Raw genomic sequence first — 19,142 nt, forward strand, 5'->3', positions numbered from 1 at the left:
CGATGCGGTCCTGCCCGTTGCCGCGCGCGAAAACATAGGTATCGGCGCCCTCGCCGCCTTCGAGTACGTCGTCGCCCGCGCCGCCGGCGAGCGTGTCAGCGCCGTTGCCGCCGCTGAGCCGGTCGTTGCCGCCGCCGCCGGAGAGCGTGTCGTCGCCCGACTGGCCGCTGATCTGCTCGTCGCCCGCACCGCCCGAAAGCGTGTCCGGATTCCCCGCACCGACCAGGTCGATGCCGGGCTGCTCGACGGCACGCGCGATCAGGTCCGCATGGCTCCATTCCGTGCCGTCGGAAAATGCGACCGCGGCGATCGGTCCGTCGGTGGCGCCGTTGATCACGCGGATCACGTCCGCGCTGCCGGTGCGGCGCAGGATCAGGTCGAAACCGTTGCGTGCGAGTTCGACGACGATGTCCGCAACCTCGACCGACGCATCGAACAGGATGCGATTGGTCTCGCCCGGCTGCCATTCATAGAGTTCGTCGGCGCCCCAGCCTGCGGCGAAGCGGTACTCGTCATCGCCTTCGTTGCCGTTGAGCCAGTCGTTGCCGGCGCCGCCTTCGAGGATGTCGTCGCCGTCGCCGCCGCTCAGGTCGTCCTCGCCTGCGCCGCCGGTCAGCTGGTCGGCACCGGTGCCGCCCTGGATCCAGTCGTCGCCCGCGCCGCCGATAAGGACCGCATTCTCCTGCAGCGCCTCGGTGACGAACAGGCCGGAGGCGGGCTGGACCCGCTGGAAGATGTCATCGATCGACCAGCTCGTGCCGTCGGCGAACCGGATCCCGGCGAGACGGCTCGAATCGTCGAGCGCGCTTTCCACCAGGATGCGGTCTTCGGTGCCGACGAAGCGGATCACCAGATCGCTGGACGAGCCGTTCGGATCGGGCGTGGTTTCGAGCAGGATCTCCGATGAGTCGATTCCGTCGAGGAACTCGATCCAGTCCTCGCGTACGCCCGAGCCTTCCCAGCCATGCGACACGACTTCATCGACGCCGAAGCCGCGGTCGAAGCGATAGACGTTGGCGCCGTCGCCGCCCTCGAGAATGTCGGAACCCGTGCCGCCTTCGAGGATGTCGTCGCCCGAAGACCCATAGATGCGGTCATCCCCGCCGCCGCCGGTCAGCGTGTCGTTGCCTTCGCCGCCGTCGATATAGTCGGCGCCCGCGGTGCCTTCGACCGTGATCGAGGCACCCGTCGCGTCGAGCTCTTCGCCGCTCGGCGGATTCTGCAGGCCGTACAGGTCGCCGTAGGTGAAGACGGTGCCGTCGGCGAAACGCACTTCCTGAATGGCGTTGGACGACAGAATGATGCGGTCTTCGGTCCCCGCGAAATACAGCGCGATCGATTCCGAGGGAGTCGGGCCAACCCGCAGGTCAGCCGCGGATAGCGTGGCATCGAATTCGATGACGTTGAAACCGCTGCCTTCGCCGCCCCAGTCGTAGATCGTATCCTGCCCGAAGCCCGCCGAGAAACGATAGACGTCGTTTCCGTCATTGCCGCTCAGCACGTCATCGCCGGCGCCACCGACGATCACGTCGCCGGCCGAGCCACCCTCGATGGAATCATTGCCGCCATTGCCAAGCATCTCGACGGGGCTGCCCACGGCGATGGCATAGAGCGTGTCGTCATGCGCGCCGCCGGCATAGGCGCCGCCGGCAACTGCAGTGGCGGTGATGCCGGGGACCGCATCGGTGGCGATGCGCGCTATCGCATCGGCATAGGTCATCACGCTGCCATCGGCGAAGCGCAGCTCCTCGATGCGGTATTTATCGTCCCAGAGTCCGCCCTGGACAGTGATCCGGTCGTTCGTCCCGGCGAGCGCGATGACGAGGTCGCCGCCGCTGCCCCAGAAGCGCAGCATGGCGGCGGTGATGCCGGCACCGAATGCTATCGCGTCGAAGCCGCCCGAATAGAGCGTCGGCCAGTCGCTATGCTCGTCGCGAACGACATCCTGGCCGTCCCCGAGATTGAAGACATAGACGTCGTTGTCGCCGCCGCCGCGCAGGATGTCGTTGCCGGCGCCGCCGGTCAGGCGATCCGCACCCCAATAGCTCGACAGCGTGTCGTTGCCTGCGCCGCCGCTCAGCGTGCCGGCGCCATTGTCGTCGAGCAGGTTGTCGTCTCCGGTGCCGCCGGTCGACAGGATGTTCACGATATCGTTGAAGTAATTGACCACGCTGCCGTCGGCGAAGCGCAGCTGCTCGATCCGATATCTGTCGTCGCGGAAACCGCCCTGGATAGTGATGCGATCGTCGGTGCCGGCGATCTCGATGACCAGGTCGCTGCCGGTGACCTTGTAGCGGAGCATGTCGGCGGTGATGCCGTGGCCGAACTCGATCGTGTCGTTGCCGCCCGAATAGAGCGTCGGCCAGTCGCTATGCTCGTCGCGGACGACATCCTGGCCGTCGCCGAGATTGAAGACATAGACGTCGTTGTCGCCGCCGCCCTTGAGGAGGTCGTTGCCGGTGCCGCCGATCAGGCGGTCGGCACCCCAATGGCCATGTAGCGCGTCGTTGCCCGCTCCGCCGACCAGCAGGCCGGCATCGACATCATCGAGCAGGACATCGTCGCCTGCGCCGCCGGTCGACAGGATGTTCACGATGTCGTTGAAATATTTGACGACGCGCCCGTCGGCGAAGCGCAGTTCCTCAAGCCGATACCTGTCGTCGCGGAAGCCGCCCTGCACGGTGATGCGCTCGTTGGTGCCCGCGATCGCGATGATCAGGTCGCTGCCCGAGACGCTGTAGCGCAGCATCTCCGGAGTGATGCCGGCGCCGAACTCGATCGCGTCATATCCGCCGCTGTAGAGCGTCGGCCAGTCGCTGTGTTCGTCGCGAATGACGTCCTGGCCGTCGCCGAGCCGGAAGACATAGACGTCGTTGTCGCCGCCGCCCTTGAGGAGGTCGTTGCCGCCTCCGCCGATCAGCCGGTCGGCACCCCAGACGCCGTTGAGCGTCTCCGCCCCCCAGCCGCCGGTCAGCGTCTCGGCGGCATTTGTGCCGTTGATCGTGACGTCCGCCGCGATGACATGCGGCGCGCCGCCGAAATTCTCGTCGGTGAGATCGGACGCACGCACACCCTGGAGGCGAAGCAGCAGCCGTGCAGCGTCGAGCGTGCGGGTGTCCGCTTCGACAAAATAGACCAGGGTATCCGCACCGGACTGGCGCGCGACGACCTGGCCGGCAAGCCCCTGCGCCAGCGTGATATCGAGAACATCGCCGCTGGCGCCGGTCTTGAAGTTGACGACCGTATCGACGCCACTGCCCCAGGCGGAGGCCGAGACGAAGACGTTATAGTCGTTCTGCGCGGCGGTCCCCATCAGCTGGCGCGCATGGAGGCCCGAGCCGATCTGGAAGACTGCGCCGGTATCGACCGGTACGTTCGCCGCGATCGTCTCGACCGCGACGATCTCGACGCGCTGGTCGTTGGTCGCGCCCCCGGTGGCGCCGCCGAAGCCGTACCAGATCTCGGTCTGGCCGCCGAACAACGTGCCGACCGCGTCATAGGTCTTGCTCGCGACCGGCTGGCCGTCGAGCGTGTAGGACAGGGTCTGCGTCTCGGCGTCCCAGCGGATCTGGACGTCGTGCCAGGCGCCGTCCTCGATATTGCCATGCTCGTGATAGGGATCGAACGCGGTGTCGCCCACTGCGCCGTCCACGACGATCTGCGAGAAGTCGCCCGGCTCCCAGCCATTGGGATAGGTATCGAAGGCGATACCGAGCGACCCCGCGACCAGCGCGCCCAGTGCGCCGCCGCCCGAGCCGCCCAGCGTGGCCGGCCCCTGGGCCTGGAGCGCGAAGGATAGCCCGTCGGCGCCGCCGTCGCGGGACCCGAAGAACATCCGCGTCGTCCAGGTGACGTCCTGGCGCAAGTCGATCCGGCCCCACACCGCGCCTGCCTGATCGCCTGCATCGGGAGTCAGCTGATATTCGCCATCCTCGATGCGCGTCGCGGAGCCGACCGTGGCGAGGCCGTCGACCGGCAGGCTTGCCGCGCCGTTCAACGCGATCGCGATCGTCGAGCTTGCACCACCGCTGCCCGGACCCGTGCCGGCATCGGGGAAGATCGGGTTGGCGAAGGGATCGCCGCTCGTCGGGTACAGCCGCGCCTCGGCCGCCGCCGCATCGACCACCATCGCGCGCAGCGATGCCGCGGCGATCATCGTGCCGTCGGCGAACTGGACCTGGTCGATCGGCGCCAGCGACGCGAGCGCACCGCGCGCGATCGTCACGGAATCGTCGCTGCCGACGAAGCGCAGCACCAGATCGTCGCCGGTGCGCGTAACCACGAGTTGCGTGGCCGAGATGCCTGCGGCGATCCGCAGAATATCGAGCGAACCCGCGGCATCGACTTCGCGGATCACGTCACGGCCGTCGCCCGCGGCGAAATCATAGATGTCGTCGCCCGCGCCACCGGCGAGGACGTCGTCACCGCGGCCGCCCGCGAAAGTCACCGGTATGTCGCCGATTTGGCCGAGGTCGATCGTGTCGTCGCCCGCGCCACCCTGGGCGAGCCGCGAATAGAGCGTGCTCAGCGACCAGTGCGTACCGTCGGCGAACACCACCTCCTCGATGCCGAGATCCTGGCCGCCGGGATTCGCGGCGAGTTGATCGCGCAATACGACGCGGTCGCCGGTCGTGCCGATCAACAGCGTCACGTCACGCCCGGCGCCTACCACAACCTTGACGTCGCCCGGTGCGATGCCCGCGCCGAGCCGCAACCGGTCGATCGCATCGCCCGCGACGCCACGCTCGTCGACCACGTCCTGGCCGTCGCCGCGTTCGAAATAATAGACGTCGGCGCCTTCGCCGCCCTGGAGCAGGTCGCCGCCCTTGCCGCCGGTCAGCACATCGGCGCCGCGGCCGCCTTCGATATGGTCGTTGCCGAGACCGCCATAGATTTCGGCGCCGGTCCACACGCCGACACCATTTTTGTTCGCCGGCACGACGATATGATCGTCGCCGTCGGTCGATTGGACGTCGAGCGCATAGGCGGCAAACGTCCGGGTGCGGCCATCGGCGAAACGCACGGTGCCGACCACGCCGTCGGGGTCGTTGGTCGGATCGACCAGTGTCACGCGATCGTCGGTGCCGGTGATCAGCAGGACGAGATTGCCGTCGACGTCGCGCTTGGCGACCACGTCCTCGAGCGCGATGCCGGTGCCGAACCTGAGCGTGGCGCTGCCGTCGGGGGCGTTGCCCGCTTCGATGCGGTCGATCCCGTCGCCGCGATTGAAGATATAGGTGTCCGCGCCGCCCTGGCCGATCAGCACGTCGTCACCGCGGCCGCCTTCGAGCGTGTCGGCACTGCCGGTGCCGATCAGGCGATCGTCGCCGGTCCGTCCCGCAGCATCGGCGAGCGCGAACAGCGCGTCCCGGCTGAAGCTGGTGCCGTCGCCGAATACGACGCTATCGACGCCGCGGCCGTTGCCGTCATAGCGCAGCACCACCTGGTCACCATCGTCGCCGAAGCTGAGGACCAGCTCGTCGCGATCCGGCGCGGCGCGCGCGACGCGCATTTCGCCGGGGCTGTAGCCGCTGACTTTCAGCGCATCGGTGCCGTTTGCATCGTCAATGACGTCGCGGCCGTCGCCGATGACGTAGAAATAGGTATCGTCGCCGCCGCCGCCGCGCATCTGGTCGTCGCCAGTGCCGCCGCGGATCTGATCGGCGCTCTCGCTGCCAAGGATCGTGTCTGCGCCGCTGCTCGCCTGATCCTCGATCGCGCGCTGGACCAGCGCCGCCTTGTCCCACACGCTGCCGTCGGCAAACACGATGCGTGGGGTCGCGCCGGTGCCGAGCGCGCCGGCGATGACAAGCTGGTCGCCGGTGGCGGGGATGTCGATGATCAGGTCGTTGCTGTCGAGCGCCGACAGCCGCACCTTGACGCTGGCAACGCCCGCGCCGCTAAGCGTGACGGTCGCGTCGGTGACGCCTGCGGGCATCTCGATACGATCGATGCCGTCACCCGGATTTATGACGAGCGTGCCGCCATTGGCCATCAGGATGCGATCATTGCCGCGCCCGGCGACGATCTCCGGATTGGCGCCGAGATCGCGAAGGTCGATCAGTTCCTGGTCGTCGTGCGACGCGGTCTCGAACAGGTTCGCGCGCACCTCGGCGATCGACAATATGGTGCCGTCGGCGAATACGAAATTCTCTACCGGCGTGGCGTTATAGCCGCCGAGGATGACGAGCGTGTCGTCACCCGCCGTGAAGGTCACGACGAGATCGCCGTCGACGTTGCGGAAAACGACGCGGTCCTGGGTCAGGCCCGCGCCGAAGACGATCCGGTCGATACCGGCGCTGTCATAGACGCTGTCGCTACCGTCGCCGATGCCGAAGCGGTAGCTGTCGTTGCCCGAGCCGCCCGCCATCGCGTCCGAACCCGCGCCGCCGGCGATCGTGTCGTCGCGATTGTCGAAGCCGAGCAGGTCGTCATCGCCGTCGGTCCCGGCATAGAGCCGGTCGAGGACCGGCGGCAGCGTGACCGTGACGCCGTCTTCGCCAGTGAAGCTCGTCGCGTCTTCCATCTTGATCGTCGAGCCGTCGGCGAACAGAAATTCCTCGACGCGCGTGTTGGCCAGCCCGCCGACGATGGTCAGTATGTCGAGGCCGTTCTGCAAGTCGATGACGAGGTCGTTCCCGCTGCGGCGGAAGCGGACCTGATCGCGCGATACCGACTGGCCGAAGACGACACGGTCGATCTTTCCGGCCTGGTCGGCCTGTTCGATGATGCGATCGGAATCATAGCCGACGCTGAAGGCATAGGTATCGCCCTCGCGACCGCCGCGCAGCACGTCGTTGCCCTGGCGGCCGTCCAGCGCATTGGGCTGGTCCATCTGGAAGGGGATGTCGGCATTGTCGGCGGCGTTGCCGCCGGTAATCTGCATGTTCCGCTCGACTTCGGCGATCGGGACATAGCGGCCATCATGGAAGCGGAAGCCCTCGATCGCGCTCTCGACGTTGAGGAAGTGATCGCGGATGCGCAGGCTGTCACCGAACGCGATGCCCTGCTCGCTGACGAAGGTCAGCAGCAAGTCGTTGCCGCTGCGCTCGCGGACCATGTTGTCCCAGGTGATGCCGGGGCCGAATTCGATGACGTCGTTGACCGCCACGTGCATTCCGGGCCGGTCGGGCCAGTTGGCGCGCGTGCGCTTGTCGACGATGACGTCGTCGCCATAGCCGATGTCGAACTTGTAGCGATCGCCGCCGTCGCCGCCGATCAGCTGGTCGTCGCCGCCGCGTCCATCGAGCAACTCGCCGAAATCCGAACCGCGGATGATGTCGTCGCCATTGGTGCCGACGAGATCGAGATCCTCGGGATTGACGTCGGTCCAGGCAATCGTCCGGTCGGTGAACTCGAAATACTCGACGGCGAAATGCTGGCCGTCGTCGCGGACATACTGGTTCTTGAGGATCAGCTTCTCGCCGCTGCCCTTGACGGTGATGATCAGGTCGAGCGCGGTGCGCGAGAACAGGACATCGTCCGAGGCGATGCCTTCCATCCGGACGGTTTCGTCGCCGTCGTCGTCAAGGATCGTGTCGGTGCCGTAGCCGAGACCGAAGATGTAGCGGTCGTCGCCGCTCATCCCCTCCAGCATGTCGTTGCCCGCGCCGCCGTCGATCTGGTCGCGAATACCGGCAAAGCCGTAGATATGGTCGTCGCCCGCGGTCTTGGCGATATCGACATAATGCTGGAGCAGCTTGAGATAGGACCAGCTGGTGCCGTCGGCGAACTCGATCGTCTCCAGCAAATTGACATAGCCGACGAGAAACACTTCCTTGAGGAAGTCCTTCAGGATCAGCTGGTCGCTGGTGCCCTTGACCTGCAAAGTCAGCGTGTCGGAAGGCCCGTTGCGCAGGAAGTCGAAATCGGTCCAGCGCAGATCGTCGGTGAAGCGAAGCTTGTCGTCCTTCGGACCGAACAGGGCGAGCGAATAATCGGAGTCCTCGACGACGTCCTGACCATAGGCACGGCCGAAGAGATAGGTGTCGAAACCCTGGGCGCCGGTGAGATAATCCTTGCCCTTGCCGCCATCGAGCGTGTTGGCGTTGAGCATGCCATAGATCGCGTCGTCGCCATCGGTCTTGGCGTTGGCGAGCACGCGCTGGACGATTTCAGTGAATTCGAGGCTGGTGCCATCCTCGAAGATGAAGCGTTCGATCAGGTTCGGCGCGACATAATCGAGCCCGGCATCACCACCCATCAGGTCCTTGAACAGGCCGAGGTTGAGCCGCACGCCGCCGAACTGGCCGACCACTTCGATCGTGTCGCTGGTGACGTTGCCGTTCTTGTCGAGCACGACGATCTTGAGATTCTCGCTCGCCCCATCGCGGACAAGGCGGAGATCCTCGGCGGAGATGTCGCCCTTGAAGCGGATGAAGTCGAGCCCCGCCTTGATCGGGCCGAACGAGAATCTGCCGATATCATCGACCACGTCCTGGCCGTCACCGCGCTCGAAGACATAGATGTCGCCGCCCGCACCGCCGGACAGATAGTCATTGCCCTTGCCGCCCCACAGCACGTCGCCGGAGCCCGAACCGACATAAGGATCGTTGAAGGTGCCGACCGCGCGCGCCTCGTCGACCACCTGCATCGCCAGGCGCGTGCGGTCCCAGACCACGCCGTCGGCGAACACGATGGCATTGACGCCGCTTTCAAGCTGTTTGCCGTTGCTGAGATATTCGTTGAGCTCGCCGAGAAACTGGTCGGTGATCCGGATCGTGTCGGTGCGGCCACGGATCTGCAGGATCAGGTCCTGCCCTTCGCGGCTTGCGACCACGTCCGCCGCCTGGACGTCGGTGAAGCGCAGTTCGTCGGCACCGCCGGCATCGCGGTCGTAGATCAGATCATTGCCGAAATTCTTGCCGGCGAAATAATAGTCCGCACCCTCGCCGCCACGGAAGGTCTGCTGGCCCGTCGACATGTAGAAAAAGTCGGTGCGGCCGGTGCCGTCGACCGCGGTGTCGCCCGCGGCATGAGTCACGAGCCGGGTCTCGTCCACCGAGAGCGCATGCGCGACTGCATGGATGTCGAGATCGACTCCGACATTCTCGAAGGCGGGAAGCAGCATCTGCAGGATGAAGGGCTGGTTGATCGAGACCGTGCTGCCGAGCAGGTTGCCGCTGCCCGACAGGCGATAATCGGGATAAATCTGCCAGAGGATCTCGTTCCAGTCGGTCAGATAGTCGAATACTGCGTCGTCGGCATTGCTGGCAGGCGCGGCGGCGAAGATCGCCTCAAACAGCGGCGCCAGCTCGCGCCTGGTGGTCGCGTTGTAGCTGTCGGTCGCTACGTCGTATTCGAGGCCATCGGCGAAATCGGCGAGTCCGCCCTGGAGCGCGATGCGCACCGCGAGCCTGCGGCTGGTGGTGATGTATTCAGTCATCACCGGCTGCAGCAGGTCGATCATCATCGCGACGCCGGAGACGTATTTCTCGGGATCGGTGCTGAGATTGGCGGTGCCGTCCGGCCCCAGCGCGTAAGCGAGATGGCCGGTGCTGTTGTTCAGCGTCGCCGACAACATCTCGGGCCGGAAATCGACTCCGCCCAGCGACGTGGCGAAGTGGAACTGCGCCGGCGTCAGCATCTCGACACGGTAGACGCTGTCGTCGGTCGACCCGACTTCGTCCAGAGTATCGAAGTCGATCTCGTAGTTGCGCAAGTTGAACTCGCGGCTGTCGCCGGTTTTCCATTCAAGTTGCAGCGCACGGTCTAGGTTGCGCGCCCAGACATAGAAGCTGCCGTCCTGATCGGTGACCTGGACGGTATAATCGACTGCGATGCCGTCGGCGAAGCGAACGCCGATCTGCTCAACGCCAAGATCGGCATAGGGGTTGTGGCCGATCGATTCGATACGCCACTCGGTGCCCAGGGCGTGGGCCTGGGCGACGATATCCGCGCGCGTCGGCGCGGCGATCACCGCACCGTTGCCGTCGAGCACCGCCGCGCCGCTCGCCATCCGCCAGCTGCCATCGGCATTTCGGAGACCGTAATCGAGGATCTGGGCGCGGCCGTCGACGACGCGCATCAGATAAGGCGCTTCGTCGCGATGTTCGGGCTGCTCCGCCCGGTCGCGCGGCGACCAGGTCTGTTCCAGCTGCCAGCCCCCGCCCATCGCCAGCAGGTCTTCGAGCGTCGCGCGTGCAATCGGCTGGCCGCCGGCGCCCAGCACCGGCTGGCCCGAGGCACGCGTCCAATAGCCCCCCGCCGCATCCTCGACATAGATGCCGCGATCGGCGAGCATGGGCTTGCCGTCGGTCCCCGCGATCACAAGCACCGGCGTGAGCTCGCGCGTTTGCTCGAGCGTCTCGCCCCAGCCGCCCAGCACCGCGCCGACCTGCGCGACCAGCGTCTTGAGCTTGGGCGCTGTCATTGCCGCGGCGGTCTGCGCGACCAAAGTCCCGAAACCGATATCGTTGGTGGCCGCGATCGACAGGTCGGTGAGCCGGCCGAAGCCGCGCGCATCGATGACGTCGGCGGACTGCCATTCCGCGCGGCCGGCCTCGCCGGCATAGCGCGTATCGACATGGCTCGCCGCGAGCACCGCGTCGTACATCCGCCGCGTCACGCCGCTGGCGAAGGTGATGTCGCCATACGCAGTCAACTGCGTGCCCTGGGGCGTCGTGACGTTCATCGCGGTGCCGAGCACGTCGAGCGAGACCACGCCCAGCGCGTCGAGCCCGAGCATCTCGCCTGCATCGGTAACGCCGTCGCCGTCGCGATCCCGCCAGATGCGCAGCGCTGCCCAGCGCGCATCAGCGATGGTGATCTTGCCGTCGCTATTGCTGTCTAGCGCCGCCAGCTCGGCGAAGCCCGATGCGCCGACGCCGCCGAACATCTCCGATATGTCGTCGATGCTGCCATTGCCGTTCACGTCGAGGACGAGGAAGCCGTCGTCGCCCTTGAGCCAACCGGTCCGCTCCGCGAACAGGTCGCCATCGACATCGAAATAGACCTGGCTGGTCGCGAGATCGATCGTCTCGATGCCGTCGCCGTCGAGATCGATGACCAGCGGATCCTCGCCCGAGGTCCACTTCATACCCTTGACGAAGCGCGAGGCGGCGGCGCTCAGCGTGAACGCCTGGTCGATCAGCGTCGCGCCGCCCAGCTGCGCGGCCATCGCGAAACCGGCCAGTCCCATCAGCGGAGCGAATGCCGAGACGAGATCGGCGAGCGGGTTCACCGCCTTGAACACCATGTTGAAGGTGCCCTGATCGGCAAGCTCGCCCTGGCGCATGCCGATGTAACTGCCGACGAAGTCGAAGTTGCGGATGTGCATCCACCCCTTCAGCGTGCCCTGCGCATCGAGCGCCTGCTTGGCGTCATAGGCGTCGCTGCCGCCCTCGCCGAACACCGCCTGGAACAGCTGGTCGAACTGGTTGGTGACGTAGAGATCCAGCCCGCCATTGCCGTTCGGCCGCAGGACATAGGTCATCCAGGGGAACAGGTGATCGAAATAGATCGACCGCGCCGGATCATATTTGCCGTTTTCGTCGAGCGAGAAGGCGAAATTGGCCATGCCGATCGCGCCGCCGATTCCGCCGAACGCGAGCAACCCCGCCGCCCCGCCCTCGGCATTGCCGCCGGTGAGCGTCAGCCCGTAGAATTTGAGGACGTCATGGTGCTGCGCGTCCATCACCGTGGTGTTGGACGAGTACCAGATATTGTCGGAATTCTCGGCCGAATCCTCGACCGGCGCCGGCTCGGTGATCGGCTTGCCATCCGATCCGAACAGCAGCTCGCCGTTCGCGCCGCGCTTCTGGCGCTCATAGCTTCCGTCCAGTGTGTCGCCATAGATCACGCCGCCGTCGGAGCCGTTGTAGATCCAGTCGCGGCCAAGCCCGCCGGCGGTGATGACCTTCTTGCCGCCGATCGCCAGAACCCAGTCATTGCCTTCGCCGCCGTCCAGCAGCAGCTGGTGGTCCTCTTCAGCGCGGATGACGTTCGGCCGCGGTATCGGCTTGGGATTGTTCTCGTCGGGAACACCGCTTTCGATGTTGCTCTTCCACCGCGCCAGCGCGGCGGCTTCATTTTCGCGGATCTCGCGCGCCGTGATGTAGACCGGCTGGCCGTTGTCGCCGAGCCCGAGCACGCCGCCGATCGCGTCGCCCTTCTTGATGTCTTCGGCAAACCAGCCGACCAGCGTGTCGTCGCCTTTTTCGCCATAGGCTTCGCCCGCGGCGCGATGCACCAGCCAGTTCTTGTCGTCCGAGCCGACGAGCTGGGTGATGTCGTCGCCGATCAGGATGTCGTTGTCCAAGCCGGCCCAGGTCGAGGTCTGCTCGGTGATCCATTCGATCGAGCGCCCGGTCAACTGCTCCAGGCCGATCTCGACTCCCTTGGCGAGTTCCTTCGCGGCCCAGGTGACATAGCCCTGCGCCTTCTTCTCGAACGCGGCGAGGCTGTCGTCGATCTGCTTGACGATCTTGTAGGTGACGCCGTTATGGTCGAGCCCGGCCTCGTTGGCCATGTAATGCACGACATTGCGGATGCCGACATAGGCGCCGACCGCACCCAGCGTGAACATCAGCGCCGGCCCGAGCGGAGTCATCCCCGCAAGCATGATCGCGCCGGCATAGGGCAGGCTCTCGATCGCGTCCTTCGCCGCGCTCTTCAGATAGGCGGCGACGGCTTCGGGCTCGTAATTGCGCCGGTCGAGCTCCACCCAGATATTGGCGATCGCGAGCACGCCGGTGGCGATCGATGCGCCGACGCGCACCTTGTCGATCGAGCCGTCGGGCGCGGTATAGAAATCCTTGGCCTTCTTGACGCCGGCGCGGAGATAGTCGGGGATGTCGTGCGCGACATTGTCGATCGCAGCGATGATCGACTTCGCCCGCGCTTCGGCGAAGGCCGTGAACTCCGTCATCTTCTCGGCGGAGGCGCGGAAGGTGCGGACGAAGGTCCGCTCGATTTCCGCGAGCGTCTTGGTGGTCACGTCGATGCCCGCCTCGGCAAGGCCGGTCACCATCGACTTGAACTTGCCCCAGATTTCCTTGAACGGGATGCTGTCGAGGAAACGCTCCAGCCGGTTCCGGTCGACAAGCTTGTCCGGGCCGCGGTTGAGCGCCTTGTACGCCTCCTCGATCGTCCGATACATTCGATCCCGGGCAATGTGCTGTTCTTTGGTCAGCGAAGCCGGAACGGTGTCGCCGTTGACTTCCAGGCCGCTCCCGGCGAGCCGCGGCATCTCCATGCGCACGAAGCCGCTGCTATCCTTGACGCCATCGCCCAGGAAGACGCGGGCCTTGGAACCATGGGCAACCGCATTGTCCGCGAAATCGGCAGAACCGAAGTTCCACGCCATGTTTTCGATCGTCGCCGCATAATTGCCGACGGGCGAGCCATTGAAAGTGAGGTTGAAGTTCTTGAGGACGTCGGCGAACGCCTGGAACCGCCCGAGACGGGCATCTTCGGTTATCTGGAGGCCATAGGGGGTCTTGCCGAGCGTGCCGGCCCCGAGGCCCGCCTTCTTCATCTCGTCGACATATTGGTCGGCCATGCCCTGGGTGCCGTCCGACCAGAATACATATACCGGCCGGCTGCCATCGACTCGCGCGCGATGGGCGGCGTTGGTATCCTGGAGATAGGTTTCCAGGCCCGCCTGGCGCATCGCGTCTATGATCGCCGCCTTCTCGCCCGCCGAAAGCGGGCCGCCGGAGGCATTCCCCATTCCGGAAAGCGAGGCGTCGAGCGCGTCGGTGAACACGCTCATTGGCCGAGTTCCCGAACCGCGATCACGACCTGGCCGCCCTCAGGCGCGCCGTCCGTGTCATCCAGGCCGAAGAAATCGCGGACGACCTCCTCCGGCATGAGCAGCCGCATTCGCTGCGCCCCGCCCGCACCCGGCGACTGCCAGGTGGGATCGACCGCCGAAATGTCCACGAGCGCGAAATACTGGACGATCGCGTCGAGCAGGAAGGCGCGAATCCCACCCTTGGGCAATGCCGGGTCGAGCCGCGCCAGCAGCGTCTCGATGATCCGGAGATGCTCTCCGGTAGTCGCCAGGACGACATCCGCGACTTCGTGGTCGATGACGTAGGTGAACAGGATCGAGGCGACCCGCGTCGCCTCCGCCGAGCGAAACGGCACCGGCTTGTCCGCCTGATCGGCAAGGGCCGGAATACGGCGGAGCATCTGACGCTCGCTGTCCGGCGGCAGGACGAGCAGCGTATCGCTCCGGATCAGCGGATCATGGTCGATCGCGAGCGAAAAGCTGGAGGAATCGAGCTCCTGCTGCCCGCCGCGGCCGACCCGCAGCTTGATCGTCGGATAATATATCAAATTGCCGTTGATAACGGTCTTGTCGGGATCGATCGCGTCGCTCCGCGCCAGAATTGCATCCATCGCCATGTCGGCAATCCCATCCAATAGGTTCAGCATCGATCTATTCCCCGGTGCCGGTAAGCGCGGCAGGCGACAAGAAGCGTTCGGCAGGAAGCGAGGGCCGGCGGCGCATGTGGGGCGAAATCATCCGGCAGCGCATGCCAGTGGCGGTCCGCGTTGGGCGCAGCCGCAGAGTTGCGGGCAGACGGCTTTTCGCCGTCCCGCAGGACCGTTGCGCCAACGAACTAATTCTTTCCCCCATTACGAAGCCGATTCCCCCCGACCTTCGTGAAGATACCAGCGTCGCGCAACGGCGCGGCCAAATCAACGCTACAAATCCTGTTCGGATCAAATAATCCGACTGGACAACGTCGCTTTTACTATGGCGCCCCGCCAAGAGCGCAAACGACTCCAAGTCACGATATTGACTTGATTCTCCGCGTTGACACAACGGCACCGTCACTTGCTAAGGTACATGAAACCAACCGGGGGGAGAGTATCGCATGACACGGAATGAAAGCGCACCAGAGGCTGCGGCGAACGGCACCTCCGCGCAACAGCTCGATCCTGAGATTGCCAAGAAGCTGGCCGCAGTCCGCAGCCATGTGCGGGAGAGCTTCGGCAACGTCGTGATGACCATGATGATGCTGCCGCGTTATCGAAACCAGTCGCTGGCCGATCTTCAGCACCTCGTGCTCGATCCGCTGCTGCGTGACCGGGTCGCCCTCGCCTACCCGCGCGACAGCGAGGAGAAGCCCATGTCCGATGTCAGTGGCGTGGCGATCTGGGCGAGCGTGTCGGACGCCGTCGATGCGAAGATCCTCGAGCAGATCGCCGCGGGCGTCTTTCCGGTGCGGCTGAAGGGCGAGGACTGGAATTCGGGCGACAACAACTGGCTGCTCGACGTGATCGCGCCCGACCAGAAGACCACCGCCACGGTGATCGCCAATTTTCGCCAGCTGGTGAAGGAAGGCGGGCTAAAGCTCCACCCGCTCGTCACGCGCCTGGTCGATGCCGAGACCTTGCAGAAGATGGGAGCGACGCGCGGCGGAACGCCGCCAGCCGAAGTGCCCGTCGATATGCCCGAGCCGGCCGGCAACGCCTGACGCCCAGCGGGGCGGCAACGCAGGCGCTGCCCCTGTCAGCGCTCGCGGCCGGCTTCCGCCACGGTCTGGGAGATCGGCGAGAGCAGGTAGTCGATGATCCGCCGCCGGCCGGTCTTGATCTCGGCCTGGGTGCTCATGCCGGGGCGCACCCGATCGCAGAGTGGCGTGCGCAGCGGATCGCCGGCGCCGCAGCGCAGCCGGATCCGCGCGGCATAGGTCGGGCTGCCAGGCGCCTGCCCCGCCTTGTCGCCTTGCTGCGCCTCGCGCCCGGGATCGACCGAATCGCGGCTGACCGTATCGACCACGCCCTCGATCATGCCCCAGTCGGTGAAGTTGAACGCTTCCAGCTTCACCGCGACGCGCTGGCCCTGATGGACGAAGCCGATATCCTTGTTCAGCACCGAGGCCTCGACTTCGAGCACGCTGGCGCATTCGTCGCCGCGGCCACGCGCGCAGGGCACGATCACCATCAGCGGCTGAGCCGGCTGGACGACTCCGCCGATCGTCGAGACCGCAAGCTGCTGGACCATCCCGTCGACTGGGCTGCGCAGCTCCTGATAGCGCCGGCGCCGCTCGCTCTTGCGGAGTTCCTCGGAGGCGAGACCGGCCTTGTCGTTGGCGGCGGTCAGGTCGGTCGCGGCGCCCTTGCCGAAAGTCTCGCGCAGCCGCCGCAGTTCGGCGTCGATCGTGCCGATCGCCGCCTGCGCGCCTAGCCCCTGCGCGCTTTGTACGTCGATCTCGCGAATATGCTCGGCGCGCGCCTGCTCGTATTCGAGCAGCTTGAGCTTCGAATAATAGCCGCGGCCGGTAAGATCGTTGCGCGCGGTCAGCTGCTTCTCGATGAACGGCAGGGCCTCGCGCAGCTTGGCGACCTGCGCCTGCGACGCCTTCAATTGCGCGAGCTTCTCGGCGCGCTGCTTGCCGAGGCTTGCGGCCTGCGCCTGATATTCGGCGACTGTTGTGCGCACATAGGTCGCCTCCGCCCGCGCGACTGCGGGCGGTGTGCCGGGCGGCGCGACGAAGGTTGCCGGGCGCCCCTGAAGATGCGCGAGCAGCGCATTGTTGCGGGCCTGGACAAGCTGGGCGGTGCGTAGCGCCTGCGTCGATTGCGCCTCTTCCGCCGTCGCCAGTGTCGGATCGAGCTCGATGAGCAACTGGCCGCGGCGGACGAACTGGCCGTTGCGGACATGGATCGCGCGGACCGCCCCGATTTCGATCGGCTGAAGCACCTTGGCGTTGCCCGTCGCCACGGTCTTGCCGCTCGCCACCGCGACCACGTCGATCCGCCCGATCAATGCCCAGAGCAGCGCGAGCACGAACAGCGCGCAGAGCGTCAGCATCAGCCAGCGCAGCCCGGGGCTCGGCGGCGCTTCGGTGATTTCCAGTGCGGCGGGGAGGAACTCGTGCTCGTCGCGAGGACGTGCGCGGGTCTCGGCATCGTTCTGCAAGCGCCAGCTCTCGCGCAGCACCGTCCAGTGACGCGTGAGATTGGGGAAGCGATCGGCCAGGCTCGCCATCACGCCACCACCTCGCCAGAGCGGCGCGGCGCGGCGGCGAAACCCATCTGCTTGGAATAGAGCTGGGCGTAGCGGCCGCCCGCGGCAAGCAGGGTCTCGTGATTGCCGATCTCGGTCACTTCGCCTGCCTCCACCGTGACGATGCGGTCGCACGGCCGCACGGCCGAGAGGCGGTGCGCGATGATGATCACGGTACGTCCTTTCGCGATCGCATTGAGATTATGCTGAATGATCTCCTCGCTCTCGGCATCGAGCGCACTGGTCGCCTCGTCGAGGATGAGGATGCGCGGGTCGCCGATCAGCGCGCGCGCAATCGCGATGCGCTGGCGCTGGCCGCCCGAAAGATTGGCGCCGCGCTCCTCGATGATCGTGTCATAGCCGTGCTGGAGGCTGAGGATGAACTCGTGCGCCCCGGCAAGCTGCGCGGCGTGGATGACCTGCTCCATCGGCAGGGTCGGATCGGCGAGCGAGATATTCTCGCGCACCGAGCGATTGAACAGGATATTCTCCTGCAGCACGACGCCGACCTGACGCCGCAGCCACGCCGGATCGACCAGCGCGAGGTCGACGCCATCGACCAGCACCCTGCCCTGCTCTGGCACGTAGAGCCGCTGGACGAGCTTGGTCAGCGTCGACTTACCCGACCCCGAGGGGCCGACGATGCCGATCATCTCGGAGGGTTCGATCGTCAGACTCACGCCGCGCAACGCCTCCGGCGCGTCGGGCCGGTAGCGGAAGCGGACCTTGTCGAACTCGATCCGCCCCTCGATCGGCGGCAGGCTGGCGCGGTTGGGGTTATGCTCGGGTTCGGCGGGCGTGTTGAGGATGTCGCCCAGCCGATCGACTGATATCCGCACCTGCTGGAAATCCTGCCACAGCTGCGACAGCCGCAGGATCGGCTGGGCGACGCGGCCCGCGAGCATGTTGAACGCGACGAGCGAGCCGACCGACAAGTCGCCCGCGATCACCGCCTTGGCGCCGAAGAACAGGATCGCGACGGTGCACAGCTTGGAAACGAGCTGGATCGCGTTGCCGCCCCAGTTTGCGAGCACGGTAACGTCGAAGCCGGTCTTCACATAGCCAGCGAACTGACGCTCCCATTTGTCGCGCATCCGCGGCTCGACCGCCATCGACTTGAGTGTGCCGATCCCGGCGACCGTCTCGACCAGGAAAGACTGGTTCTCGGCGCCGCGCTTGAACTTCTCGTCGAGCCGGGCGCGGAGCGCGGGCGTCACGAGCACCGATATCGCGACATAGATCGGGATCGTCGCCGCCACCACGAGCGTGAGCATCGGCGAATAGAGATACATTACCGCGAAGAACACGATCGTGAAGACGAGATCGATGACCACGGTAACGGCGTTCGAAGTGAGGAACTGGCGGATATTCTCGAGCTCGCGGACGCGCGCGACGCTGTCGCCCACCCGGCGCGACTCGAAATAACCGAGCGGCAGTGCGACGAGGTGGCGGAACAGCGCCGCCGACAGTTCGGCATCGACGCGGTTGGTGGTGTGCGCGAACAGCCAGGTCCGCAGCCCCGACAGGATCGTCTCGAAGATGAGCACCACCGCCAGCCCGAAAGCGAGCACGTCGAGCGTCGTCATCGACTGGTGGGCAAGCACCTTGTCGATCACCAGCTGGAAGAAAATCGGGGAGACCAGCCCGGCGAGTTGGAGGAAGAAGCTGCCGATCAGCACGTCGCGCAGCGGCTTGCGGTACTTGACCAGCGCCGGAATGAACCAGCTGACGTCGAAATGGCGCTTCTCGCCCGCTAGCCGTTCGCGCGAGGTCATCATCAGCACCGATCCGGCGAACTGCGCGGCCATCTGCTCGCCCAGCCAGAGATCGGGACGCTCGGCATCGGCGCGCTGGACGAGGAAACGGCTGCCTTCGTCGTTCGAATCGGCGCGCAGCAGGATCGCAGTGCCGCCATCGGCGAGCGCGATCAGCAGCGGCGTGGGTATCCGCTGGAGCGCGCCGAGATCGGCATTGCGCCGGCGCGCGATGATTCCCAGTCGCCGCGACACGCGCGCGAGATCGTCGAAGTGAAACGGAGCCTCGCCGCGCCCGCGTTCATGCAGGATCTGTCCGGGATCGGCAGGTATGCCAAGAAATTTCGCGACCAGAACGAAACAAACCAGCGCAGGATCGAACGATCCGGCCGAATCAACCACCGCCTCTTGTGTCACGACTA

General features: G+C 65.8%; 5 protein-coding genes (1 of these 5 only partly in view). 1 reads left to right on the plus strand and 4 read right to left on the minus strand.

Annotated features, from left to right (window positions below):
- Positions 1-13,714, minus strand: partial view of a tandem-95 repeat protein gene (locus tag BXU08_RS20290; RefSeq protein WP_150125427.1) — the beginning only. It extends 22,628 nt beyond the left edge of the window; 13,714 of the gene's 36,342 nt are visible here — the first part of the coding sequence; its start codon is at positions 13,712-13,714; its stop codon lies off the left edge, out of view.
- Complete coding sequence (locus BXU08_RS05885) at positions 13,711-14,382, minus strand: hypothetical protein (RefSeq protein ID WP_150125428.1); 672 nt, start codon at positions 14,380-14,382, stop codon at positions 13,711-13,713. Before BXU08_RS05885 ends, BXU08_RS20290 begins: the two co-directional genes overlap by 4 nt.
- Before the next feature lie 446 nt (positions 14,383-14,828).
- Here BXU08_RS05885 and BXU08_RS05890 point away from each other — a divergent pair, with 446 nt between their 5' ends.
- Positions 14,829-15,431: a toxin-activating lysine-acyltransferase gene (locus BXU08_RS05890; protein ID WP_077509216.1), complete on the plus strand. Its 603-nt coding sequence runs from the start codon at positions 14,829-14,831 to the stop codon at positions 15,429-15,431.
- 35 nt (positions 15,432-15,466) lie between these two features.
- On the opposite strand, the gene BXU08_RS05895 is transcribed toward BXU08_RS05890, so the two are convergent.
- Both BXU08_RS05895 and BXU08_RS05900 read right to left on the minus strand, forming a co-directional pair.
- Positions 15,467-16,948: an HlyD family type I secretion periplasmic adaptor subunit gene (locus BXU08_RS05895; protein ID WP_150125429.1), complete on the minus strand. Its 1,482-nt coding sequence runs from the start codon at positions 16,946-16,948 to the stop codon at positions 15,467-15,469.
- Entirely contained in the window at positions 16,948-19,137 is a 2,190-nt protein-coding gene (locus BXU08_RS05900) for a type I secretion system permease/ATPase (protein WP_253190518.1), read from the minus strand. Before BXU08_RS05900 ends, BXU08_RS05895 begins: the two co-directional genes overlap by 1 nt.
- Between the last annotated feature and the right edge of the window lie 5 nt (positions 19,138-19,142).

This window comes from Sphingomonas sp. LM7 (assembly GCF_002002925.1).
Classification (GTDB): Bacteria; Pseudomonadota; Alphaproteobacteria; order Sphingomonadales; family Sphingomonadaceae; genus Sphingomonas.